This window comes from Actinokineospora sp. HUAS TT18 (assembly GCF_051364635.1).
Taxonomy (GTDB): Bacteria; Actinomycetota; Actinomycetes; order Mycobacteriales; family Pseudonocardiaceae; genus Actinokineospora.
This window is the reverse complement of sequence record NZ_CP195645.1, coordinates 4356971-4379327: the sequence shown is the minus strand read 5'-3', so window position 1 is coordinate 4379327 and position 22357 is coordinate 4356971. Positions and strand designations below refer to the sequence as shown.

General features: G+C 70.9%; 25 protein-coding genes. 20 read left to right on the top strand and 5 right to left on the bottom strand.

The annotated features are described in order from the left end of the window. Window positions 1-36 precede the first annotated feature (36 nt). The 6 genes from alr (at window position 37) to ACSHT8_RS19690 (ending at window position 3880) form a co-directional block, all read left to right on the top strand. Window positions 37-1110, top strand: coding sequence for an alanine racemase (alr, locus tag ACSHT8_RS19715; RefSeq protein WP_436492342.1), 1074 nt, complete (start codon window positions 37-39; stop codon window positions 1108-1110). Next, window positions 1107-2171, top strand: a complete 1065-nt coding sequence (locus ACSHT8_RS19710; protein WP_436492341.1) for an alpha/beta fold hydrolase — start codon at window positions 1107-1109, stop codon at window positions 2169-2171. The genes alr and ACSHT8_RS19710 overlap by 4 nt, the downstream gene beginning before the upstream one ends. Beyond that, on the top strand, window positions 2164-2619 hold the full coding sequence (tsaE, locus tag ACSHT8_RS19705; RefSeq protein WP_436492340.1) for a tRNA (adenosine(37)-N6)-threonylcarbamoyltransferase complex ATPase subunit type 1 TsaE: 456 nt from the start codon (window positions 2164-2166) through the stop codon (window positions 2617-2619). The genes ACSHT8_RS19710 and tsaE overlap by 8 nt, the downstream gene beginning before the upstream one ends. 5 nt (window positions 2620-2624) lie before the next feature. After that, window positions 2625-3323: an HAD family hydrolase gene (locus ACSHT8_RS19700; protein WP_436492339.1), complete on the top strand. Its 699-nt coding sequence runs from the start codon at window positions 2625-2627 to the stop codon at window positions 3321-3323. A 71-nt stretch (window positions 3324-3394) separates the two neighbouring features. Then, entirely contained in the window at window positions 3395-3634 is a 240-nt protein-coding gene (locus ACSHT8_RS19695) for a type II toxin-antitoxin system prevent-host-death family antitoxin (RefSeq protein ID WP_436492338.1), read from the top strand. Window positions 3635-3733: 99 nt separating this feature from the next. After that, on the top strand, window positions 3734-3880 hold the full coding sequence (locus ACSHT8_RS19690) for a type II toxin-antitoxin system RelE family toxin (RefSeq protein WP_436492337.1): 147 nt from the start codon (window positions 3734-3736) through the stop codon (window positions 3878-3880). On the opposite strand, the gene ACSHT8_RS19685 is transcribed toward ACSHT8_RS19690, so the two are convergent. Further along, on the bottom strand, window positions 3877-5187 hold the full coding sequence (locus tag ACSHT8_RS19685) for a carboxyl transferase domain-containing protein (protein ID WP_436492336.1): 1311 nt from the start codon (window positions 5185-5187) through the stop codon (window positions 3877-3879). The genes ACSHT8_RS19690 and ACSHT8_RS19685 overlap by 4 nt on opposite strands. Beyond that, on the bottom strand, window positions 5180-6553 hold the full coding sequence (locus tag ACSHT8_RS19680; protein WP_436502111.1) for an acyl-CoA synthetase: 1374 nt from the start codon (window positions 6551-6553) through the stop codon (window positions 5180-5182). Before ACSHT8_RS19680 ends, ACSHT8_RS19685 begins: the two co-directional genes overlap by 8 nt. A gap of 128 nt (window positions 6554-6681) precedes the next feature. On the opposite strand from ACSHT8_RS19680, the gene tsaB reads away from it, so the two are divergent. Genes tsaB through tsaD form a run of 3 tightly spaced genes read left to right on the top strand, consistent with a single transcriptional unit; the run spans window position 6682 to window position 8842 of the window. After that, complete coding sequence (tsaB, locus tag ACSHT8_RS19675; protein ID WP_436502110.1) at window positions 6682-7332, top strand: tRNA (adenosine(37)-N6)-threonylcarbamoyltransferase complex dimerization subunit type 1 TsaB; 651 nt, start codon at window positions 6682-6684, stop codon at window positions 7330-7332. Between the two features lie 2 nt (window positions 7333-7334). Next, the gene (gene rimI / locus ACSHT8_RS19670) at window positions 7335-7802 is read left to right on the top strand and encodes a ribosomal protein S18-alanine N-acetyltransferase (RefSeq protein ID WP_436502109.1); all 468 of its coding nucleotides are present in this window, start codon (window positions 7335-7337) and stop codon (window positions 7800-7802) included. After that, window positions 7799-8842 carry a tRNA (adenosine(37)-N6)-threonylcarbamoyltransferase complex transferase subunit TsaD gene (gene tsaD / locus ACSHT8_RS19665; protein WP_436492335.1) on the top strand — a complete coding sequence of 348 codons (1044 nt, stop codon included), beginning with the start codon at window positions 7799-7801 and terminating at the stop codon, window positions 8840-8842. Before rimI ends, tsaD begins: the two co-directional genes overlap by 4 nt. On the opposite strand, the gene ACSHT8_RS19660 is transcribed toward tsaD, so the two are convergent. Further along, the gene (locus ACSHT8_RS19660; RefSeq protein ID WP_436492333.1) at window positions 8839-9333 is read right to left on the bottom strand and encodes a GNAT family N-acetyltransferase; all 495 of its coding nucleotides are present in this window, start codon (window positions 9331-9333) and stop codon (window positions 8839-8841) included. The genes tsaD and ACSHT8_RS19660 overlap by 4 nt on opposite strands. A 195-nt stretch (window positions 9334-9528) precedes the next feature. Here ACSHT8_RS19660 and groES point away from each other — a divergent pair, with 195 nt between their 5' ends. Together groES and groL are read left to right on the top strand one after the other, a co-directional pair. Then, on the top strand, window positions 9529-9822 hold the full coding sequence (gene groES, locus ACSHT8_RS19655) for a co-chaperone GroES (RefSeq protein WP_026316263.1): 294 nt from the start codon (window positions 9529-9531) through the stop codon (window positions 9820-9822). Between the two features lie 77 nt (window positions 9823-9899). After that, a complete protein-coding gene (groL, locus tag ACSHT8_RS19650; RefSeq protein ID WP_436492331.1) occupies window positions 9900-11525 on the top strand; it encodes a chaperonin GroEL in 1626 nt (541 codons plus the stop codon). A 63-nt stretch (window positions 11526-11588) separates the two neighbouring features. Here groL and ACSHT8_RS19645 read toward each other — a convergent pair whose 3' ends face one another. Continuing rightward, window positions 11589-11888: a WhiB family transcriptional regulator gene (locus ACSHT8_RS19645; protein ID WP_436492330.1), complete on the bottom strand. Its 300-nt coding sequence runs from the start codon at window positions 11886-11888 to the stop codon at window positions 11589-11591. Window positions 11889-12120: 232 nt separating this feature from the next. Between ACSHT8_RS19645 and ACSHT8_RS19640 the strand changes: the two genes are divergently transcribed. The 5 genes from ACSHT8_RS19640 (at window position 12121) to ACSHT8_RS19620 (ending at window position 16595) form a co-directional block, all read left to right on the top strand. After that, entirely contained in the window at window positions 12121-13122 is a 1002-nt protein-coding gene (locus tag ACSHT8_RS19640; protein ID WP_436492329.1) for a MerR family transcriptional regulator, read from the top strand. A gap of 56 nt (window positions 13123-13178) precedes the next feature. Next, on the top strand, window positions 13179-14021 hold the full coding sequence (locus ACSHT8_RS19635) for a hypothetical protein (protein ID WP_436492328.1): 843 nt from the start codon (window positions 13179-13181) through the stop codon (window positions 14019-14021). Window positions 14022-14147: 126 nt separating this feature from the next. After that, a complete protein-coding gene (locus ACSHT8_RS19630) occupies window positions 14148-14744 on the top strand; it encodes a response regulator transcription factor (protein WP_018682728.1) in 597 nt (198 codons plus the stop codon). A 273-nt stretch (window positions 14745-15017) separates the two neighbouring features. Continuing rightward, window positions 15018-15590, top strand: a complete 573-nt coding sequence (locus ACSHT8_RS19625; protein WP_436502108.1) for a sigma-70 family RNA polymerase sigma factor — start codon at window positions 15018-15020, stop codon at window positions 15588-15590. Beyond that, the gene (locus ACSHT8_RS19620) at window positions 15591-16595 is read left to right on the top strand and encodes an anti-sigma-D factor RsdA (RefSeq protein ID WP_436492327.1); all 1005 of its coding nucleotides are present in this window, start codon (window positions 15591-15593) and stop codon (window positions 16593-16595) included. Window positions 16596-16739: 144 nt separating this feature from the next. Here the strand turns inward: ACSHT8_RS19620 and ACSHT8_RS19615 are convergent, their stop codons facing one another. Beyond that, entirely contained in the window at window positions 16740-17111 is a 372-nt protein-coding gene (locus ACSHT8_RS19615) for a DUF5319 domain-containing protein (protein ID WP_436502107.1), read from the bottom strand. Window positions 17112-17349: 238 nt separating this feature from the next. Here ACSHT8_RS19615 and guaB point away from each other — a divergent pair, with 238 nt between their 5' ends. The 4 genes from guaB (at window position 17350) to ACSHT8_RS19595 (ending at window position 22311) form a co-directional block, all read left to right on the top strand. Then, window positions 17350-18861 carry an IMP dehydrogenase gene (gene guaB, locus ACSHT8_RS19610; protein ID WP_436492326.1) on the top strand — a complete coding sequence of 504 codons (1512 nt, stop codon included), beginning with the start codon at window positions 17350-17352 and terminating at the stop codon, window positions 18859-18861. A gap of 13 nt (window positions 18862-18874) precedes the next feature. Then, window positions 18875-20017: a GuaB3 family IMP dehydrogenase-related protein gene (locus ACSHT8_RS19605; protein WP_436492325.1), complete on the top strand. Its 1143-nt coding sequence runs from the start codon at window positions 18875-18877 to the stop codon at window positions 20015-20017. Then, window positions 20014-20514, top strand: a complete 501-nt coding sequence (locus ACSHT8_RS19600) for a GNAT family N-acetyltransferase (RefSeq protein ID WP_436492324.1) — start codon at window positions 20014-20016, stop codon at window positions 20512-20514. The genes ACSHT8_RS19605 and ACSHT8_RS19600 overlap by 4 nt, the downstream gene beginning before the upstream one ends. 78 nt (window positions 20515-20592) lie before the next feature. Then, complete coding sequence (locus tag ACSHT8_RS19595; protein ID WP_436492323.1) at window positions 20593-22311, top strand: GMC family oxidoreductase N-terminal domain-containing protein; 1719 nt, start codon at window positions 20593-20595, stop codon at window positions 22309-22311. Window positions 22312-22357 lie beyond the last annotated feature (46 nt).

The window sequence follows — 22357 nt, the reverse complement described above, 5'->3', positions numbered from 1 at the left end:
GCTCACCGCCCCAGCCGGGTGTGCCACGATTTCGGTATGGCTGCTCAGACGCCCCCACGGGCCGAGGTGACTGTCGATCTCGACGCCATTCGGCACAACGTTGCGCTGCTTGCCGCAAGGGCCGGAGAGGCCGCGACGATGGCGGTCGTCAAAGCTGACGGCTACGGGCACGGTGCGGTTGAGGTGGCGCGGGCGGCGCTGCGGGGTGGGGCGACCTGGCTGGGGTCGTGCTCGGCCGCCGAGGCGGTCGCGTTGCGGGACGCTGGGATCGACGCGCCGATTCTGGCCTGGTTGGACCTGCCAGGGGTCGACGTGCCACCAGGCATCGACATCGCCGTCTCCTCCATCGAGCACCTCAACACACTCTCCGGTCGGCGGATTCACCTGAAGATCGACACGGGGCTCAGTCGCAACGGCTGTCCCCGGGAACTCTGGCCCGACCTCGTCGCCGCCGCGGCCGCGTCCGACAACGAGGTGTACGCGGTGTGGTCGCATCTCGCGTGTGCCGATGAGCCCGGCCATCCGTCCGTCGACAGTCAGGCCAAACGTTTCGCTGAGGCGTACCAGATCGCGTTGGACGCGGGGTTGAATCCCAAGCGGCACTTGGCGAACTCGGCGGCCACTTTGGACCGTCCCGACCTGTGTTTCGACATGGTTCGAGTCGGCATCGCCATGTATGGGCTGAATCCCTTGCCCACCAAGGAAGACCTCAAGCCCGCGATGACCTTCCGCTCGTCGGTTGCGCTCACCAAGCGGATCGCCGCCGGCGAGTCTGTCTCCTATGGACAGTCGTGGACCGCGGAGAAGCCCACCAACCTCGCCCTGGTCCCCGTCGGTTACGCAGACGGCATCCCGCGTCTGCTCTCCGGGCGGTTCGACGTGTTGCTCGGCGGGGTCCGCAGGCCGGTGCGCGGCCGGGTCTGCATGGATCAGATCCTCGTCGACTGCGGTGACGACGTGGTCGAGGTCGGTGAAGAGGTCGTGCTGTTCGGGCCCGGCGACCGCGGCGAGCCGACCGCGCGTGAGTGGGCCGACACGCTCGGCACGATCGACTACGAGATCGTCACCGGGATGTACCGGCCGCGCCTGACCCGCAGGTACGTCGGATGAGCATGCGCAACCGGGTGCTGGCGGGCGTCGGCATGGCGGTGGCCGGGGGCGCGCTGGTCGCGGGTGTCGCGCGGGCACGCAAGTCCGAGGAGTTGTACCCGGAAGAGCCGCTGGGCAGGCTGCCCGCCGACCGGGTCAGCACCGTCGCGGCCAGTGACGGAATCGCGTTGTCGGTCGAGGAGGTCGACCCGATCGACGGCGCGCCCGACGCGACGGTGGTGCTTGTGCACGGGTTCGCGCTGAGCCGCAGGTGCTGGCACTTCCAGCGCCGCGACCTGGCCGAACTCGCCGAGCCCCGGGTCCGCCAAGTCCTCTACGACCACCGCGGCCACGGCCGCTCGGAGCGGGCCGACGAGGCGTCGAGCACGATCGAGCAGCTCGCGCACGACCTCGACGACGTGATCCGGGCCATGGCGCCGGACGGGCCGATTGTCCTCATCGGACACTCGATGGGCGGCATGACGATCATGGCGCTGGCTGAGCTGCGGCCGGAGCTGTTCGCCGACCGGGTCGTCGGCGTCGCGCTGATCGGCACGTCGGCGGGCGAGGTCGGTCGCCACGGGCTGTCCCGGCCGCTGCTGTCGAAGTACAACCCGCTGACCCGCTACCTCGGCCGCGTCGCCGACTGGCAGCCCGGCCTGGTCGAGTTGGTCCGCGCGGGCGGCGGGCAGCTGACCCGGTCCGCGGTGCGCGCGGTCGGATTCGGGTCGCGCAGCGTCAGCCCGAGCCTGGTCACCTTCCTGATGGAGATGCTGGACGTCACCCCGGTGCGGGTGCTGGCGGACTTCATCGAGACCCTCGGCAGCCACAACCGCTACGCCGCGCTCGCCGGGCTCAAGCACTGCCAAGTGCTCGTCCTCAGCGGCGACGCCGACCTGATGACCCCGTTCCAGCACTCCGAGCGCATCGCGCTGGAGTTACCCGACGCGACCCTGGTCCGGGCGCGCGGCGCCGGGCACATGGTCATGATGGAACAACCCGAGTTCGTGAACGAGCACCTGGCGACGTTCCTGCGCGAGTGCGTGCCGGGATCCAGGAAGAAGTGGTGGCGACGTGGCTGAGACGATCGAACTGCCCGCGGCCGAGGACACCCTCGACTTCGGGCGCAGGCTGGGGGAGACCCTCCGGGCCGGTGACCTGGTGCTGCTGGCCGGGCCGCTGGGCGCGGGGAAGACGGTGGTGGCCAAGGGGATCGCCGCCGGGCTGGGCGTGCAGGGCAGGGTGAGCAGCCCGACGTTCATCATCGCCCGCGAACACAAGGCGGGCGACCGCGGCATCCCGCTGGTGCACGTCGACGCCTACCGCCTCGGCGGCGACCTCACCGAACTGGACGACCTGGACCTCGACACCGAACTCGTCGAGGCCGTCGTCGTGGTCGAGTGGGGGGAGGGCGCCGCGGAACGGCTGTCCGACGACCACCTGCTGATCCGGCTCGACCGTCGTCCCGACGACACCCGGGTGGCCACGCTGGAACCACATGGGTCCTGGACCCATCGCCCGATAGGCTGATAGTCATGCGCGCGGTGATCTTCGACTGGGGCGGCACGCTGACCCCTTGGGTGACCATGGACCACTACGCCGCCTGGCGTGTCTATGCCGATGTCATCCATGCTGACGATCCCAAGGCTGCTGCTGAGCTTGCCGTCGCGGTGGCTGAGGCGGACAACGCTGCTTGGCATCGGAGCCGGACCGAGGCCACTGCGTTCCATCTGCTGGAGATGATGGCTGAAGCTGGGTTCCCGGCTGACGAACTCGCGCTTACGGCTCTGCGTAGGCACTGGGATCAGGCGACCTACACCGATCCTGAGGTCGCGCCCCTGATGGCCGAACTGCGCGGCCGCGGGCTGCGCACGGGCGTGCTGTCGTCGACGTCCTGGCCTGCCTCCTGGCACGAGGAGATCCTGATCCGCGACGGTGTCCGCGACCTGTTCGATGCCTGCGTGTGGAGCAGCGACCTCGAATACACCAAGCCTCACCCGGAATCCTTCATCACCGCCATGCGTGCCGTCGGCGTTGACGACCCGGCCGACTGTGTGTACGTCGGCGACCGGCCGCACGACGACATCAGCGGGGCCAAGGGGGCGGGGATGCGTGCGGTGTTGATTCCGCACAGTGTGATTCCGGTGGAGCAGCAACTGCCGGTGGACGTCGAACCGGACGCGGTCCTGCACCGCCTGTCGGACCTGCCCGCGATCCTGGACCGCTGGGTCTGACCAGGGGATTGCCCAAAGTTGCACAAGATGTACCTAGATACATGACTGCGGCCCGGGGCCACGAAGTGAGCGTGACGGACGCGCGTGCCCAACTCCCGGAGCTGTTGGACACCCACGTCCGAGACGGCGACGTGGTCAATCTGACCCGATACGGCAGGCGGGTGGGGGCTGTGGTGCCCGCCGATGTCGCCGAACGCCTTGAAGAACTCGAGGACGCGTATTGGTCGCGGCGGGCCGCGGATGTGCTCGCGAAGGACGAGTCGACTGTGCCTTGGGATGAAGCGGTGGCATTGCTGGAGTCCGGCGAGTGACCCACCGGATCGAGATCGCCCGCGAGGCGATCCGCGTTCTCGCGAAGCTCGACAAGGGAATCCGAAGGCGGTTGCAGGCGGCGATCAGTCGCCTCGCCGATGAGCCGCGCCCGGCAGGCGCCGTCGCGCTGCGCGGCTTGCAGGGGCGCGTACCGCGTCCGAGTTGGCGACTATCGCGTCATCTACACGATCGACGACGGCCAACCAGTCGTCTTGGTGGTTGATCTCGGTCATCGTGACCTCTAGGTCGCGATTCCCCGAATAACGCCCAAGTCGACAAGATCCTGCGGGCGCAGCCGCAACTGTTCGGCGGTAGCGGACACCTCGTCCGAGCCTCGCTTTAGAATTGCCGCGCACAGTTCTGGTGCGATCACGGAGAAATAGGCGTCCGGTGTGATCCAGGTTCGATCCGGCGCGGCCAGCGCGAGTGCCCCGCCAGAACCTCCCTCCCCGATCACCAATGTCGTGATCGGTACCCGGCAAGCGGCCACCGTTCCGAACAGTTCGGCGATCGCGGGGCCAACCCCGGCCCGCTCAGCCGCGGCGTCATTGGCCGCGCCCGGTGTGTCCACCAGCGTCAGTACCGAGATCCCCAACCGCTCCGCCAGGCGGATCAGGCGAGAAGCCAACCGAAAACCGGCGGGCGTCGTGGCATTCCCAGTCTGTGCGGCGTAAGCGATCGCGTGGCGGCCCTGGAGTCCGATTCCGCAGACCATCCCGGCGTCCACTCCGCCTGCGCGGTCCCCGGACACGTCCCGTCGCAGGTCGAAGTATGCGTCCAAATAGGACATCGCGTGTGGCCGGTCCGCCTGTCGTGCCCGCTGGACCGCTGACCACCCGTCCGGCGACAGGGCTGTCGAGCCGAGTGCGGATGGCACCGGGGCGGGCTCGGGGGAGCCGGAAGTCAACAACACCAACCACTCCGCCAGCACCACCCCCAAGTCCTCCAGCGCGCAAACCTCATCGACATGCCCGGAAGCGAACTGCCCCTCCGCCGTGTACGCGGGATCGGCGGCGGGTCGCACGCGCGAGCCGGCGAACCCGACCTGCGCTCCGGCCACCCCGATCACCACGTCCGCCCCAGCGCCCAGCGATGCCCACAGCCCACCGGTCGTCGGATCGCGCAGGACTGAGAGTTGGGGAATTCCGGCCTCCCGCAGCAGCGTCGACTGGCGGGCGACTCGCTGGAGTTGGCGCAGGGAAAGCATTCCCTCGTGCATCCGGCTGCCGCCGGTCGCGATCAGTGACACCAGTGGTGTGCGGGTCTCGCGTGCCCGGGTGAAGGCGTGCTCGATTCGGTCGCCGGTCTTCGTGCCGACTGAGCCGCCCAGGAAGCGGAAGTCGAACACGATCAGCACGGCCTCGACGCCGCCGATTCGTGCCTCGCCGCACACCACTGACTCGGTTTCGCCGGAGGTCGATGCCGCGCGCTCCTTGGCGGCGCCGTAGCCCGTCCATGACAGAGGGCCGTCGCCGGGGGTGAACTCGCTGGGGAACTCGGTGAAGTCCGTGGCGATGGCGTCGATCAACGAACGCGCTCCCTGGTCAGGCATGCAGGGCTCGCTTCGTGACCTTGCCCATCTCGTTGCGGGGCAAGGAATCCAGGAAGTGCACGACGCGCGGCCGCTTGTGTGGCGACAGCAGACCGGCGACGTGGTCGGCCAGTTCCTGCGCCGACGGACGCTCTCCCTCGGGCACCACCCACGCCACGATCCGCTCGCCCAGGTCGTCGTCCGGTTCGCCGGTGACCGCGACCTCGGCGACGGCCGGGTGCTCCAGCAGCGCGTTCTCGATCTCGCCCGCGCCGATCTTGTAGCCGCCGCTCTTGATCAGGTCGGTGGCGCGCCTGCCGACAATCCGGATGTAGTCGTCGGCCTCACGTATGGCCATGTCGCCGGTGCGGAACCAGCTGTCGCGGAACGCCTCGGCGGTGGCGTCCGGGCGGTTCAGGTAGCCGAGGAACAGGTTCGGGCCGCGTACCTCGATCTCGCCGATCTCGCCGTCGGAGACCGCCTCGCCTGACTCGTCCACCAACCGCACCTCGACCCCGTCGACCGGTGGGCCGACCGTCCCCGGCCTGCGCTCGGCTGACGCGCGGATGCCGCAGTTCATCAGGGTCTCGGTCATCCCGTAGCGCTCGACGACCTCCTGCCCGGTCGCGCGGGTGATGCGCGCGTGGTCGGTGGCGGGCAGCGCCGCCGAACCCGACACCAGCAGCCGGGCGGAGCCGATCGCCGCGGCCAGCGCCGGGTCGGCCTCGCAGTCCGCCGCGAGGCGGTGGTACATGGTCGGGACGCCGAACATCATCGTTCCGCCGCTGGTCAGCGCCTTGCCCAGGGTCGCGGAGTCGAACCGGCCCAGGTGCCACACCGTGCCGCCGCGGCGCAGCGGGCCGAGTACGCCCAGGATCAGGCCGTGCACGTGGAACAGCGGCAGCGCGTGCACGACGACGTCGGCCGCGGTCCACTCCCACGCGTCGGCCAGTGCGTCGAGGTTGGTGGCGATGGCGCGGCGGGGCAGCAGTACGCCCTTCGGCGGGCCGGTGGTGCCGGAGGTGTAGACGATGAACGCGGGCGACTCGGGGTCGGCCTCGGCGGGCAGCGGCCCGTCGGCGCGTTCGGCCAGGTCGACCGTGAAGTCGGCCGCGGGTCCGCCGATGGTCAGCTCGGGCGCGCTGTCGGCCAGGATGTGCGCCAGTTCGCGCTCGCCGATCTTCGGGTTGATCGGGACCACCGCGGCCCCCGCGAGCAGCGCCCCGACCACGGCGACGCACGTCTGCGGCGTCGGATCCGCCCACACCGCGACGCGGCTTGCCGTGCCGACGCGGGCGGCGACGGCGAGCGCGGCGGCGGCCAGGTCGGCGTGGGTGAGGACGTCACTGCCGAACCGGACGGCGTCCCGCTCATCCGGCGCGGCCATCGTCGGCAGCAGCACCCGGCCAACCCTAGTGGCGTGAGGCGGGCACGGGCAGTTGCGACGATCACGTGCGCAAGCGTTTGCGACCGCGCCATGCGAGCCGAGTCACCACCCTCGTACTCTTGACAACCGTGCTGGTACTCGCTGTGGACACCGCCACGCCCGCGGTCACCGCCGGCGTCGTCGAACTGACCGACGGAACGCCCCGCGTGCTCGCCGAGTGCGTGACCGTCGACGCCAAGGCGCACGGGGAACTGCTCTCCCCGCATCTGCGCGACGCGCTCGCCGCCGCCGGGCGCACCCTGGCCGAGGTCGACGCGCTCGTCTGCGGGGTCGGGCCGGGCCCGTTCACCGGCCTGCGCGCGGGCATGGTCACCGCCGCCGCGCTCGGCCACAGCCTCGACCGCCCGGTCTTCCCGGTCTGCTCGCTCGACGCCATCGCCGCCGACGTGCCCGGCCACCGGTTGCTGGTGGTCACCGACGCGCGCCGCCGCGAGGTCTACTGGGCCGCCTACGACGGCGCCCGGCTCACCGAGCCCGACGTCAGCGCGCCCGCCGACGTCGCGGCCAGGATCGCCGACCTGGGCGTCACGCACGTCGCGGGCTATGGCGCCACGCTTTTCGACTTCGGCCTGCCCGTCGTCGGCCCCCAGCACCCGACCCCCGCGGGCCTGGTCATGGCCGCCGACCTCGACGGCGCTCCCGGCCCGCTCACCCCGCTCTATTTGCGCAGGCCGGACGCGGTGGAGCCGGGCGCGCGCAAGCGGGTGAGTGCGAGATGACCGTGCGCGTCGCCCCGCTGCGCCACGCCGACGCGGCGCGGTGCGCGGAGCTGGAGAAGATCGTCTTCCCGAACGAGGACCCGTGGAGCGAGTCCGCGTTCATCTCCGAGCTCGACTGGGGCCACTTCTACGTCGGCGCCTACGTCGACGACCTCCTCGTCGGCTACGCGGGGCTGTCCGTCGCGGGCGCTCCGGGGGACATGGAGGCCAGCGTGCACAACATCGCCGTCGACCCGGCGTGGCAGCGCCAGGGCATCGGCCGGATGCTGCTGCACGCGCTGCTCGCCAGGGCCGACCAGGAGAACGCCGCGGTCTTCCTGGAGGTCCGCACCGACAACACCTCGGCCATCGCGCTCTACGAGGCGCACGGATTCACCACGGTCGGCCTGCGCCGCCGCTACTACCAGCCCTCGGGCGCCGACGCCTACACCATGGTCCGGCCCGAGCGCGTCAGCCTGGAGACCACGTGACGATCATCCTGGGAATCGAGAGCTCCTGCGACGAGACCGGCGTCGGCATCGTCCGCCTCGGCGCGGACGGCGCCGTGGAGCTGCTGGCCGACGAGGTCGCCTCCAGCGTCGACCAGCACGTCCGCTTCGGCGGTGTGGTGCCTGAGATCGCCAGCCGGGCACACCTGGAGGCCATGGTCCCGACGATGCGCCGGGCGTTCGACCACGCGGGCCTCGCACTGTCCGATGTGGACGCGATTACGGTCACCTGCGGCCCCGGCCTGTCCGGCGCGCTGCTGGTGGGCGTGTCGGCGGCCAAGGCGTACGCGATGTCGCTCGGCGTGCCGCTGTACGGCGCGAACCACCTCGCGGGCCACGTCGCCGCCGACACCCTCGACCACGGCCCGCTGCCGTCGCCGTGCCTGGCCCTGCTGGTCTCCGGCGGCCACAGCCAGCTGCTCCGCGTCGACGACCTGTCGGGCAAGATCACCGAGATCGGCTCCACCATCGACGACGCGGCGGGCGAGGCCTACGACAAGGTCGCGCGCGTCATCGGCCTGCCCTACCCGGGCGGCCCGCCGATCGACAAGGCCGCCCAGCGCGGCAACCCGAAGGCCATCGCCTTCCCGCGCGGCCTCACCGGCCCCCGCGACGCCAAGTACGACTTCTCGTTCTCCGGCCTGAAGACCGCCGTCGCCCGCTGGGTCGAGGCCCAGGAACGCGACGGCGCCGAAATCCCGGTCGACGACGTGTGCGCGTCCTTCCAGGAGGCCGTCGCCGACGTGCTGACGATGAAGGCCGTCCGCGCCGCCACCGACCTGGGCATCAACACCCTGGTCATCTCCGGCGGCGTCGCGGCCAACTCCCGCCTGAAGGCCCTGGCCGCCGAGCGCTGCGCCGCGGCGGGCATCGAACTGCGCGTCCCCCGCCCCCGCCTGTGCACCGACAACGGGGCGATGATGGCCGCCCTCGGCGCCCACCTGGTCGCGGCGGGCGTCGAACCGTCCTCTTTGGATCTGTCGGCGAACCCGGCGCTGCCGGTGTCGACGGTGTCGGTCTAGAGCTCGCGCCGCATGCAGACCCGGGCGGCCGGGTCGAGGCCGATCTTCGTCTCGTACTTCACCAGCACGGAGAGCGCGGGTGTCGGCTCGATGATCCGGAACCCGATGCGCTCGTAGTACGGCGCGTTCCACGGCAGGTCGCGGTACGTCGTCAGGGTGAGGGCGTGGAGCCGGTTCTCCTTCGCCCACGCGCCCGCCTGGTCGATCAGCCGACTGCCGAGGCGCTGCCCGCGGAATCGCGGATCAACGCTCACCTGGGCGATGTGCCCACAGCCGCCGATCTCCTCGACGAGGAGGTATCCCGCCACGACATCGGTCTCGGCGACCCAGCAGCTCCCCGCGTCGGTGAACGCCCGCAGGTAGTCCTCGGGCGGCGGCGGCATGTCCGCGATGAACCCCAACCCGACCTCTCGGAACAGTGAACCGGCCTGGACCTCGATCTCCTGGAGCCGGGGAAAGTCCCCCACCCGCGCAGCGCGCACCTCACCCATTCCACGAACGTACCCACCCGGTCGAGCGAGTTGTTCACACCACAAGAGGGGCGCGTTGCGGGGTTAGCAGTCGCATGGGTAGAGTGCCAGTCATACGGCACCAGCACCGCCCCGGCACCCGCGACGGCGGGGTGGCAGGAGCCGTTCCATCTAGGTACCTGCCAACGCTTTCGACGACCCGTGGAGGTCACAGCGGTGAGCGTCAACATCAAGCCGCTCGAGGACAAGATCGTTGTCCAGGCGAGCGAAGCCGAGGCCACGACCGCGTCTGGTCTGGTCATCCCGGACACCGCCAAGGAGAAGCCCCAGGAGGGCAAGGTCCTGGCCGTGGGTCCGGGCCGGATCGACGACAAGGGCAACCGCGTCCCCGTGGACGTGGCTGTCGGCGACGTCGTCATCTACTCCAAGTACGGCGGCACTGAGGTCAAGTACAACGGCGAGGAGTACCTCATCCTCTCCGCTCGCGACGTGCTGGCTGTCATCAACTGACAACCCGGCTGACCAGCTGAACGCCCCGGCGGCCCCTGCGGGGGCCAACCGGGGCGTTCGGCTATAGAGAGGGAGCAATGCCCAAGCAGATCAGTTTCGACGAGGACGCTCGTCGGGCCCTTGAGCGCGGGGTGAACAAGCTCGCCGACGCGGTCAAGGTCACCCTCGGCCCGCGTGGGCGCCACGTCGTGCTCGCCAAGAAGTTCGGTGGTCCGACCGTCACCAACGACGGTGTGACCATCGCGCGCGAGATCGAGCTCGAGGACTCCTTCGAGAACCTCGGCGCGCAGCTCGCCAAGAACGTCGCCACCAAGACGAACGATGTCGCGGGCGACGGCACCACCACCGCCACCGTGCTGGCCCAGGCGCTCGTGCGCGTCGGCCTGCGCAACGTGGCCGCAGGCGCCAACCCGACCAGCATCGGCCGGGGCATCCAGGCCGCGTCCGACGCGGTCGTCGCCGCGCTGCTGGCCAAGGCCACCCCGGTCAAGGGTCGCGACAACATCGCCCAGGTCGGCACCGTCGCCTCGCGTGACGCCTCGATCGGCGCGCTGCTCGGCGAGGCCATCGAGAAGGTCGGCGAGGACGGCGTGATCACCGTGGAGGAGTCCTCCACGCTGGCCACCGAGCTCGTCATCACCGAGGGCGTGCAGTTCGACAAGGGCTTCGTCTCGGCCCACTTCGCCACCGACCCGGAGGCGCAGGAGGCCGTGCTGGAGGACACCTACGTCCTGCTGCACCGCGACAAGATCTCCGCGCTGGCCGACCTGCTGCCGATCCTGGAGAAGGTCGCCGAGTCCGGCAAGTCGGTCCTGATCATCGCCGAGGACGTCGAGGGTGAGGCGCTGTCGACGCTGGTCGTCAACGCCCTGCGCAAGACGATCAAGGCCGTCGCGGTCAAGGCGCCGTTCTTCGGCGACCGCCGCAAGGCCTTCCTCGACGACCTCGCCGTCGTCACCGGCGGCCAGGTCATCGCCGCCGAGGTCGGGCTCAAGCTGTCCGAGGCGACCCTCGACTCGCTGGGCACCGCCCGCCGCGTCGTGGTCAGCAAGGACGAGACCACCCTCATCGAGGGTGGCGGCAGCAAGGCCGACATCGACGGGCGCGCCGAGCAGCTGCGCAAGGAGATCGAGGCCACCGACTCCGACTGGGACCGCGAGAAGCTGCAGGAGCGGCTGGCGAAGCTGTCCGGCGGCGTCGCGGTGATCAAGGTCGGCGCGCCGACCGAGACCGAGCTGTCGGAGCGCAAGCACCGCATCGAGGACGCGGTCGCGGCCACCAAGGCCGCGGTCGAGGAGGGCATCGTCCCCGGCGGCGGTTCCGCGCTGGTCCAGGTCGCCAAGGAGCTCGAGGGCAACCTCGGCCTCACCGGCGACGAGGCCACCGGCGTGGCGATCGTGCGCGAGGCGCTCACCGCGCCGCTGTTCTGGATCGCCGCGAACGGCGGCCAGGAAGGCGCGGTCGTGGTCAACAAGGTCGCCGAGCTGCCTTGGGGCCACGGCTTCAACGCCGCGAAGCTCACCTACGGCGACCTGCTCGCCGACGGCGTCGTCGACCCGGTCAAGGTCACCCGGTCCGCGGTGGCGAACGCCGCCTCGATCGCCCGGATGGTCCTGACCACCGAGAGCGCCGTGGTGGAGAAGAAGGCAGATGCGCCCGAAGCCGGTCATGGCCACGGCCATGGTCACGGGCACGGTCACTGACCTGCGAGAACACCGAAGGGCCCGTACGCGACCGGCACGTCGCGAACGGGCCCTTCGGCTTGTCTACTTGGCGACGGCCAGCGTTCGTTTCTCGGACTTGATGATGGCCTCGCGCTCGGATTCCGAGAGCCCGCCCCAGATCCCGTAGGGCTCGTGGACGGCGAGCGCGTGGCTTCGGCACAGCGACAGGACCGGGCATGCCTGGCAGATCGCCTTGGCTTTTGACTCGCGGCGTGCGCGGGCAGGGCCACGTTCTCCGTCCGGGTGGAAGAAGAACGCGCTGTCCATACCTCTGCACGAACCGTCGAGCTGCCAGTCCCACACATCGGCGTTCGGACCGGGGAGCCTGCGAGTGTCCGCCATGATGGCCGCCTCCATGTCTACTGCGGGTGGGTCTGAGCGGGTGGTCGAGCTGAACGAAGCGTCAATACTCCATTCGGTGCAGCGGCTTACACGCTAGAACCGCGCCAATACTTGTTCAAGGGTGATCGACTCATTCGTACCGCGATTCAGCCGATCGGCATCACCCAGTCGACGCAGCGTGGTCATGTATCCAGTTGCCGGACACTCGGTGTCACCCGACGATGGTGGTGTGGTGACCAAATCCGAGCAGGCCAGACCCAGTGACTCCACTGAGGGTGCGACCGCGGCCGAAGAGGACGAATCGGGCGAGCCGACCCTTCCGGTCGCCGCGGTCGCCCGCAGGCTCGGCATCGCGCCCGCCACCCTGCGCACGTGGGACCGCCGCTACGGCGTCGGACCCAGCGGTCACACCACCGGGCGGCACCGCCGCTACGCCCCCTCCGACATCGCCCGCCTCGAACTGATGCAGCGCGCCCTGCTCAAGGGCGCCGCCCCGGCCGAGGCCGCCGAGTACGCGCTGCGGGTGTCCAGCGGGCAGCAGGCCGTCGACCGGGTCGAGGCCGCCACGGAGCCGGAGGTCGACTGGGTCTCGTCGATCTCGCCCGACCGGCCGGACGCGGGCGGACTCGGCCGCGCGGCGCTGGCCATGGACGAGGAGGCCGTGCAGCGGATGATCGCCGACGCGGTCGAGGCGCACGGCGTGGTGGTCACGTGGGACTCGATGGTCCGACCCGTCCTCGCCGCCGTGGCGAACCGCTGGGTGCACGCGGGCGACTGCGTGGAGATCGAGCACCTGCTCGACGAGTGCGTCCTGGCCGCCATGATCCGCGCGACCCCGCTGGTCCCCACCCCGCGCAACGCGCGGCCCGTCCTGCTGACCTGCGCCCCCGGTGAACGCCACTCGCTGCCCCTCTACGTGCTGAGGGCCGCGCTGGCCCGCCGCTCGCTGAGCACCCGGATGCTCGGCGCCGCCCTCCCGGCAGCCGCGCTGGCCGCCGCCGTCCGCCGCACCGCCCCGTCCGCCGTCGCGCTGTGGGCGCAGGTCCCGGCCAACGGCGACGCGGCCGTGCTCGACCAGATCCCGCGCACCCGCCAGCACCTGCGGGTGTTCGCGTGCGGGCCGGGCTGGTTCGATACCGACATGCCCGGCCGCGCCGAACACCTCGACGAACTCGCCGACGCCGTCGACCGGATCGAGGCGGTCGTGCTGGGTGAGGCGGATTCCGCCAGGTGAGTGACCCCGATCGGGCGGCCCGCTGGGACGCCGCTTTTGGCGCGACACCCGATCGCGTGGCGTTCTCCAGACCCGAGAACGCGGTCGACGCGTGGCTCGCGGCGGTCGCTCTCGGTGGTCGCGGCCACTACGCCGCGGCCGCTTCCCACCTGGGGTTATTGATCTCCGGCGGCGATCCGGTGATCGCCGCGCTGGCCGCGGCGACCCGCGCCTCGCACCTGCGCCAGGTCGGCGGCCACGCCATCGCCCGCACCTTCGACGCCGCCGGGCTGCGCTGCCTCGCCGCCGCCGGTCTGCTCGGCGGGAAAGGCGTCGACGGAGATCATCCCGACCCGCCTGGCACGCCCGCCGCCGACGCGGCCGCCGCCCGCTCCGACGTCCTGCTCGGCCTCGCCGCCGACGCGCTCGGCCAGGGCCGCACCGCCGAGGCGCGGCGGCTTCTCGGAATCGAATCCGCCTCGGTGAACGCCGGTTGGCGCGCGGACATCCGCCGGGGGTGGGTGGCCGCCGAGATCGAGCTCGCCGCCGGTCTGCTCGACGCGGCCATAGCCCCCGCTCAGGCCGCCGCTGAGGCCGCGAAGGGGTCCGGATCGGTCCGCCACCGGGTCAAGTCGAGCCTCGTGCTGGGGGCCGCGCTGGCGGCCGTCGGGGAGCGTGCCGAGGCCCGGGAGCTGATCTTCACCGCGCACGCCGACGCCACCCGGTCGGGGCTGCTCCCACTTGTCTGGCCGTGCGCACTGGTGCTCGCCGACGTCGACCCAGAACACGCCGAAGCGCACCGCCGCGCGGCGGCCCGCGCCCTGCACGGTGTGTTACGACACAGCGACCCAGTCGCCCGCGCCGCCGCCGCGGGCTCGCCATGGGTCCCGACCTGGCTCTTCTCGGGTTGGTCCGATTAGGTGAAAGCACCCAGACGGTCATCCGGCGGATTTGTTGACAGATTTACCACCGGATCGGGTCAAGGTTCGGTGCGCAGCGTCCGATAGGGGAATTGGAACGTCACTCGGCTGCAGGAAGGAGTCCCCGTGACGACGGTCTTGATCTGCGATGACCGCCGCAGTGTGCGAGAGGGCTTGACACGTGTCATGTCCGCTGTGCCAGGGGTCAGTCGCATCGACTGCGTAGCACACGGTGACGAGCTGCTCGCCCGCTTCTCCCGGCAGCCGGTGGACGTCGTCCTCGTCGGCACCCAGCGCGCCGTCCCCACCGGTGTGGAAGCCACGCGTCGCCTCGTCTCCGCGAACCCGCAGGCCAACGTCATCGTGTTCGGTGCGCCGGACGACGCGGGCAGCATCGCCGCAGCCATCGCGGGCGGCGCCCGCGGATACCTTCGATGGGACGCCTCGCGTCCCGAGCTTGTGGCCGCCCTCGCCCACACGCTCGCGAGCACGTCGGTGCCCGCCCCCCGCCAGCCGTCCGACCCGGGCGTGCAGCTGACCGACCGCGAGCTGCAGGTGCTGCGTGGGATGAGTCAGGGCAAGAGCAACGGCCAGATCGGCCGCGAGCTCTACCTTTCGGAAGACACCGTGAAGACCCACGCCCGGCGCTTGTTCCGCAAGCTCGGCGTGCGTGACCGCGCTCAGGCGGTCGCCCACGGATTCCGGCGCGGCCTGGTCTCCTAAGAGCCCAAACCAGCGTCGGCGGCGAGCCGTGCGTGCCCGTAGCAGGACGGGCACGCACGGCTTGTCGTGTTTTGGCGACGGCGTGTCTTACGCGTCACACCTGCGCCCCCGGGGCGTCACAGGGGACATGGGACCCGGTATTGTGTCGCGAGTCACGCCGATCCCGGCGCGTCTCCTACCTTCCAAGCCGCACCGCCCGCAGTGCTCGGGCCGATGGCGGTACCGTGGGCGACGACGATGACCCGACTCGTAACGCCAGGGCTGCATTCTGCGATGACCACATTGGGGGACGGACTGGACGCTTCGGTGACCGCTGCCGTCGAGGGCGACCCTCAGGCGATCGGGCGTGTGCTCGCATCCGTCCGGCCCCTGGTTGTTCGCTATTGCCGTGCCCGTGTCGGAAGGCAGGAACGATCGTTCGCCTCGGCGGACGACGTGGCCCAGGAGGTGTGTCTCGCGGTGTTGACAGCACTGCCTGGCTACCGGGACCAAGGCCGCCCCTTCCTGGCGTTCGTGTACGGCATCGCCGCCCACAAGGTCGCCGACGCCCACCGGGCATCCGCTCGTAACCGCACAGAGCCCGTCGCCGATGTACCGGATGAGCCGGAACTCGACGCCGGACCCGAGCAGCGTGCCATGCAGGGCGAACTCAGCAGGCGGATGAATGATCTCCTGCGCGTCCTGCCGGACAAGCAGCGTGAGATCGTGGTCCTGCGGGTCGTGGTCGGCTTGTCGGCGGAGGAGACGGCCGAGGCGGTCGGCTCGACGCCGGGCGCGGTTCGAGTGGCACAACACCGGGCCTTGGCCCGGCTGCGGAAGACTCTTTCAGCGGAGGAGGTGGTCTGAGTGTCCGACCAGGGCAGACATGACAAACGTCGTGATGATGAGGCAGAACTCACCCTGCCTCGCATCGAGCCGGTCAACGTGGTCCGCGGTGATTTCGGCCTGCGGCTCGACGACCAGTTCGATCTCGACTCGTACGGCGGGCTCGACCCGTCCGACCTCGACGACGACGCTGTCGACTTCTCCCGGGTGCACGCCGACGACGCGTTCCTCGACGCGCTCGGCGCCGCGGTGCGCGGCGAGAGCGCCGTGCGGCCCGACTCCCAGGACGCCGAACTGGCGGCCCTGCTCTCCTCCTGGCGCGACGACGTCGACGCCGCCCCCATCGGCGAGCTGGTCGACACCAAGTACGCCGTGGCCACCGTGTTCGCCGCGAAGGCCCGCAAGGCGCGCAAGCCGCGCCTGCTGGTGCCCCTCGCCGCCGCGGCCGCCGCGATCGCCATCGCTTTCACCGGCGCCGGGCTCGCCGCCCGCGACGCCCAGCCCGGCGACACCCTCTGGGGCCTGACGAAGGTCCTCTACGCCGACCACGCCCGGTCCATCGAGGCCGCCGCCGCGGTCCGCCAGGACCTCCAGATCGCCCAGACCGCGCTCGCCGAGGGCAAGCTCGCCGAGGCCAAGGACAAGCTCGAGGACGCCCAGGCCGGGCTGCCCTCGGTGTCGTCGGAGGACGGCCAGGCCGACCTCGCCCAGCAGCACGCCGAGCTCGTGAGCCAGCTGCCGGGCACCCCGGCCAACGAGGTCGTCCCGCCGCCGTCCGGCAGCCCGACCACGGTGCCGCCGCCGTCGACCACGGTGCAGCCGAGCAGCCCGCCGTCGACCACCACGCCGCAGCCGCCGTCGTCGACCCCGACGACCACGCCCGCGCCGACCACGACGGAAGAGCCCACCACGACCCCGCCGGAGACCCAGCCCGCGACCGAGGCGCCTCGGGTCGAGCCGGAGACCGGAAGCACCGGGCAGGGAGCACAGGGCGAGATCGCCCCGAATCCGTCGCCCACCAGCTGATCACGGATCACACTTGCTCGGCCGCGGTGACGGTTTCGGGTGCCGCGGGCACGGGACGCAGTCGTCGTGTTCGTGGTGCCCGAAACCGTCACCGCGGCCGAGCCGCACGGCCGGAGGCCGTGCCATGTCACAGTGTCGTCTGTCTCAGTAGGCGCTCTCGCTGGCGGTCACGCCGTCGGCATAGCCGCGGCAGTACTCCCAGCTCACGTAGGACTGAGGGTCCGGATCGAACGCGGGCTCGTGCGGGCGCATCCGGCCGTCGTTGAGCAGCTGTTCGAGGCTGGCCGCCAGCAGCGCCCAGTCGTGGTAGTGCGGCTCGTCGCACTCGCCGCAGTCCACGACGATGCCCCGGACCCCGCGCGGGGCGAGAAGTGCCTGGTAGACGGCCAGATCCGACAGGTCGCTGAGCAGTTCGTCGCGCTCTTCGCCGCTGATCGGGAGGTTCTCGTGCTCGTCCGGCTCGGTCAGCGCGAGCGCCGGGTCGTCCGGGTCGCCCGCGAACGGGTCGGGCGGCAGCGCCCCGGTCGGCGGGTCCTCCCAGGAGGAGCCGCCCTGCGGGAACGGGTTCGGCGGGACTGCGTCATGCGGCACGACCACGCACGGTACCGGGCCGGGCGGCGGACCCGCCCGGATACCATGGTGGAACCGCGCTCTCCGCGTCCCCGCGCGGCCCGCAGCGGGGACGCAGGCCACCCCCGAGAACCCGGTCCGGCCGACCGGTCCGCCAGCAATGCAGGAAGGTCCGCCACCCACCATGACCAGCGAGCTCAACGCTGACGGAGTCCCTCACAAGTTCGCCACCCTCGGCCTCACCTTCGACGACGTCCTGCTGCAGCCCGCACAGTCGGATGTGATCCCGAGCACGGTGGACACGGGGACCCGGATTTCGCGCAACGTCACGCTGCGCATCCCGCTCGCCTCCGCGGCGATGGACACCGTCACCGAGGCCCGGATGGCGATCGCCATGGCCCGCCAGGGCGGAATCGGCATCCTGCAGCGCAACCTGTCGATCGAGGACCAGGCCCGCCAGGCCGAGACGGTGAAGCGCTCCGAGGCGGGCATGGTCACCGACCCCGTCACCTGCTCGCCCAGCGACACCCTGGCCGAGGTCGACGCCATGTGTGCCCGCTACCGGATCTCCGGTCTGCCGGTGACCGACGCCGAGGGCACGCTCGTCGGCATCATCACCAACCGCGACATGCGCTTCGAGGTCGACCACACCCGCCTCGTGCACGAGGTCATGACCAAGGGCCCGCTGGTCAGCGCCCAGGTCGGCGTGTCGGCCGAGGCCGCGCTGGGCCTGCTGCGCAGGCACAAGGTGGAGAAGCTGCCCATCGTCGACGGCGACGGCAAGCTGCGCGGCCTGATCACGGTCAAGGACTTCGTCAAGACCGAGCAGTACCCCAACGCCACCAAGGACCCGGACGGCCGCCTGATCTGCGGCGCCGCGGTCGGCGTCGGCGACGACGGCTACAAGCGCGCCATGACGCTGTTCGACGCCGGTGTGGACGTGCTGATGGTCGACACCGCGCACGGCCACGCGCGCGCCGTGCTCGACATCGTGTCCCGGCTCAAGAAGGAACTCGGCGACGCGGTCGACGTGGTCGGCGGCAACGTGGCCACCCGTGCGGGTGCCCAGGCGCTCATCGACGCGGGCGCCGACGGCGTCAAGGTCGGTGTCGGCCCCGGCTCGATCTGCACCACCCGCGTGGTCGCGGGCGTCGGCGTCCCGCAGATCACCGCCATCTACGAGGCGGCGCTGGCCTGCGGCCCGGCCAGGATCCCGGTCATCGGCGACGGCGGCATCCAGTACTCCGGCGACATCGCCAAGGCCATCGCGGCGGGTGCGAGCGCGGTCATGCTGGGCAGCCTGCTCGCGGGCACCGCCGAGGCGCCGGGCGAGCTGGTGCTGGTCAACGGCAAGCAGTTCAAGAGTTACCGTGGCATGGGCTCGCTCGGCGCGATGCAGTCGCGCGGCGAGGCCAAGTCCTACTCCAAGGACCGCTACGCCCAGGACGACGTGCTGTCCGACGACAAGCTGGTCCCCGAGGGCATCGAGGGCCGCGTGCCCTTCCGCGGCCCGCTGTCGGAGGTCGTCTTCCAGCTGGTCGGCGGCCTGCGCGCGGGCATGGGCTTCACCGGGTCGCGCACGATCGCCGACCTGCAGCAGGCGCAGCTCATCCGGATCACGGCGGCGGGCCTCAAGGAGAGCCACCCGCACGACATCACGATGACCGTCGAAGCGCCGAACTACACCACTCGCTGAGAGGAACACCCCAGTGCGGGATCTTGTCGACATCGGCATGGGCCGGACCGCCCGTCGGGCCTACGGGCTCGACGAGGTCGAGATCGTGCCGTCGCGGCGCACCCGTTCGTCCAAGGACGTCTCCACCGCGTGGCAGATCGACGCCTACCGGTTCGACATCCCGCTGATCACCCACCCGACGGACGCGATCGTCTCGCCCGCGACGGCGGTGGCGATCGGTCAGCAGGGTGGCCTCGGTGTGATCAACGCCGAGGGCCTGTGGGCGCGGCACGCCGACGTCGACAAGGTCCTCGACCGGCTGCTGGCCGCCGAGGACGACGACGTCAGCCTGTCCGAGCTGGTCGGGGTGCTGCAGGAGCTGCACGCCGCGCCGATCCAGGTCGACCTGCTCAGCGAGGCCGTGCGCCACGTGCGTGACTCGGGGGTGACGGTGGCGGCGCGGGTCAGCCCGCAGCACGCCGCCGAGCTGACCCCGGCGTTGCTGGCCGCCGGGGTGGAGCTGCTGATCGTGCAGGGCACGATCATCTCCGCCGAGCACGTCTCGCGGGAGTCCACCGGTGAGCCGCTCAACCTCAAGAGCTTCATCGCCGAGCTGGACGTCCCGGTCATCGCGGGCGGAGTGCACGACTACCGCACCGCGATGCACCTGATGCGCACGGGCGCGGCGGGCGTGATCGTCGGCTACGGCAACAGCGCGGGCGTCACCACGACCGACAGCGCGCTCGGCATCGGCACGCCGATGGCGACCGCGATCGTCGACGCCGCGGCCGCGCGCCGCGACTACCTCGACGAGACCGGCGGCCGGTACGTGCACGTCATCGCCGACGGCGACGTCTACACCAGCGGCGACATCGCCAAGTCGATCGCCTGCGGCGCCGACGCGGTGATGCTGGGCGCCCCGCTCGCCGCGGCGGCCGAGTCGCCGGGCAAGGGCCTGTACTGGACGGCGTCGGCGGCGCACCCGTCGCTGCCGCGCAGTGGCGTGCTGGCCGTGGCCGACCGCGACGGTGTCGACCTGCAGACGCTGCTGTTCGGCCCGACGTCGGACCCCGACGGCATGGTCAACCTGTTCGGCGCGCTGCGCCGGGCGATGGCCAAGGCCGGGTACTCCGACCTCAAGGAATTCCAGAAGGTCGGGCTCACGGTCCGCTCGTGAGGCAGATCATCGCCGACGACGGCCGGATCGCCCTGACAGTGCAGCTGGAGGGCGATCTGGCCGCGATCAAGGCGGCCGACGACGGGCTGTTCGACGTCGACCCGGACGACCGGCCGCAGCCGCCGCCGGTCGGCCTGAGCCGGGCCGCCGTGGTGCTCCTGGAGACCGGCGAGTTGCTGGGCCAGGTGAGCTGGCACCAGGTCGGCTGGGGCCGGACGCGGGCGTGCGCGGCGTGGAACGTGGGCATCGCGCTGCTGCCCGCCGCGCGCGGCAGGCGGGCGGGCGTGGCCGCGTTGGCGCTGGTCGCGCGGCACCTGTTCGCCACGACCGACCTCGACCGGGTCGAGGCCGCCACCGACGTCGACAACATCGCGTGCAACCGGGCGCTGGTCGGCGCGGGGTTCCAGCGTGAGGGCGTGGTCCGAGGCGCACAGATGCGCGCGGGTGTGCGCCGGGATCTGGTGCTTTACGGTTTCCTGCGCTCCGACCTGGTTTGAACGATTCTGTTACTCACGGTCATAGGAATTTGGCGGCGGCCTCTGGCTTCGCTGTTCGCGGGGCCTTAATCTCTGTCCATGGCTACGCAACTCACCGGTAACAACCCGGACTTCGATGTCGTGGTGGTCGGATCCGGGTTCGGCGGGAGCGTGGCCGCCCTCCGGCTCACCGAGAAGGGCTACCGGGTCGCGGTCATCGAGGCGGGCCGCCGCTTCGCCGACGACGAGTTCGCCAAGACGTCGTGGAACATGCGCAAGTACCTGTGGGCGCCCGCGGTCGGCTGCTACGGCATCCAGCGCATCCACCTGCTCAAGGACGTCGTCGTGCTCGCGGGCGCGGGCGTCGGCGGCGGGTCGCTGGTGTACGCGAACACGCTGTACCGGCCGTTGAAGCCGTTCTACAACGACAAGCAGTGGGCCGACATCACCGACTGGGAGTCCGAGCTCGCCCCGTACTACGACCAGGCGTCGCGGATGCTCGGCGTGGTCACCAACCCGACGACGACGCCGTCGGACGAGGTCATGCAGAAGGTCGCCGCCGACATGGGCGTGGCCGACAGCTACCACCCGACGCCGGTCGGGGTGTACTTCGACCAGCCGGGCGTCGAGGTGGCCGACCCGTACTTCGGCGGCGCAGGCCCCGCTCGGACGGGCTGCACCGAGTGCGGCTCGTGCATGACGGGCTGCCGGGTCGGGGCGAAGAACACCCTGGTCAAGAACTATCTGTACCTGGCTGAGCAGGGCGGCGCGGAGATCATGCCGCTGACGACGGTCACCGCGCTGCGGCCGCTCAAGGACGGCTCCTACGCCGTCGACGTGCGCACGACCGGCAAGCGGCTGTTCAAGGGCAAGCGGACGATCACCGCGGGCCAGGTCGTGCTCGCCGCGGGCACCTGGGGCACCCAGACGCTGCTGCACAGCATGAAGGACAAGGGCGTGCTGCCCGAGCTGTCGGCCAAGCTGGGCGAGCTGACCAGGACGAACTCCGAGTCGATCATCGGCGCCGCGCGGCCCAAGGTCGACCCGACGCACGACTACAGCCGCGGCGTGGCGATCACCTCGTCGATCCACCCCGACGAGATCACTCACATCGAGCCGGTCCGCTACGGCAAGGGCAGCAACGCCATGAGCCTGATGCAGACCATCGCCACCGACGGCGGCTCGCCGGTGCCGCGCTGGCGGCAGGCGCTGCGGTTCGTCGGCAGGCACCCGATCAAGACCGCGCAGTTGCTGCAGGGGTACCGCTGGAGCGAGCGGACGGTGATCCTGCTGGTGATGCAGAGCCTCGACAACTCGATCACCACCTACACCAAGAAGGGCATGTTCGGGCGGCGCAAGTACACCTCGAAGCAGGGCCACGGCGAGCCGAACCCGACCTACATCCCGGCTGGCCAGGTCGCCAACGAGCTGACCGCCAAGCACATGGGCGGCACCGCGGGCGGCACGTGGGGCGAGGTGTTCAACATCCCGCTGACGGCCCACTTCATCGGCGGCTGCACCATCGCCACCGACGCGTCGAAGGGCGTCATCGACCCGTACCACCGCGTCTTCAACTACCCGGGCCTGTCGATCGTCGACGGCGCCGCGATCTCGGCCAACCTGGGCGTGAACCCGTCGCTGACGATCACCGCCCAGGCCGAGCGGGCCATGTCGTTCTGGCCGAACAAGGGCGAGGCCGACCCCCGGCCCGCCCAGGAGGTCGGCTACCAGCGGATCAAGCCGACCGCGCCGGTCCGCCCGGCCGTTCCGACCGAGGCCCCGGGAGCTTTGCGACTGCCGATCGTCGACGTTCGCTGAAGTTGTCCACAGGCGCGGGCGGGGGCCTGGTACCCGGCTCGCGTCG

Bases quoted from the DNA above. Each gene is read 5' to 3' on its own strand.
- alr (WP_436492342.1), top strand. From the start codon at position 37: ATGGCTGCTCAGACGCCCCCACGGGCCGAGGTGACTGTCGATCTCGAC.
- ACSHT8_RS19710 (WP_436492341.1), top strand. From the start codon at position 1,107: ATGAGCATGCGCAACCGGGTGCTGGCGGGCGTCGGCATGGCGGTGGCC.
- ACSHT8_RS19700 (WP_436492339.1), top strand. From the start codon at position 2,625: ATGCGCGCGGTGATCTTCGACTGGGGCGGCACGCTGACCCCTTGGGTG.
- ACSHT8_RS19690 (WP_436492337.1), top strand. From the start codon at position 3,734: ATGAGCCGCGCCCGGCAGGCGCCGTCGCGCTGCGCGGCTTGCAGGGGC.
- ACSHT8_RS19685 (WP_436492336.1), bottom strand. From the start codon at position 5,187: ATGCCTGACCAGGGAGCGCGTTCGTTGATCGACGCCATCGCCACGGAC.
- ACSHT8_RS19680 (WP_436502111.1), bottom strand. From the start codon at position 6,553: ATGGCCGCGCCGGATGAGCGGGACGCCGTCCGGTTCGGCAGTGACGTC.
- ACSHT8_RS19660 (WP_436492333.1), bottom strand. From the start codon at position 9,333: ATGGGTGAGGTGCGCGCTGCGCGGGTGGGGGACTTTCCCCGGCTCCAG.
- groL (WP_436492331.1), top strand. From the start codon at position 9,900: ATGCCCAAGCAGATCAGTTTCGACGAGGACGCTCGTCGGGCCCTTGAG.
- ACSHT8_RS19645 (WP_436492330.1), bottom strand. From the start codon at position 11,888: ATGGCGGACACTCGCAGGCTCCCCGGTCCGAACGCCGATGTGTGGGAC.
- ACSHT8_RS19625 (WP_436502108.1), top strand. From the start codon at position 15,018: ATGACCACATTGGGGGACGGACTGGACGCTTCGGTGACCGCTGCCGTC.
- guaB (WP_436492326.1), top strand. From the start codon at position 17,350: ATGACCAGCGAGCTCAACGCTGACGGAGTCCCTCACAAGTTCGCCACC.
- ACSHT8_RS19595 (WP_436492323.1), top strand. From the start codon at position 20,593: ATGGCTACGCAACTCACCGGTAACAACCCGGACTTCGATGTCGTGGTG.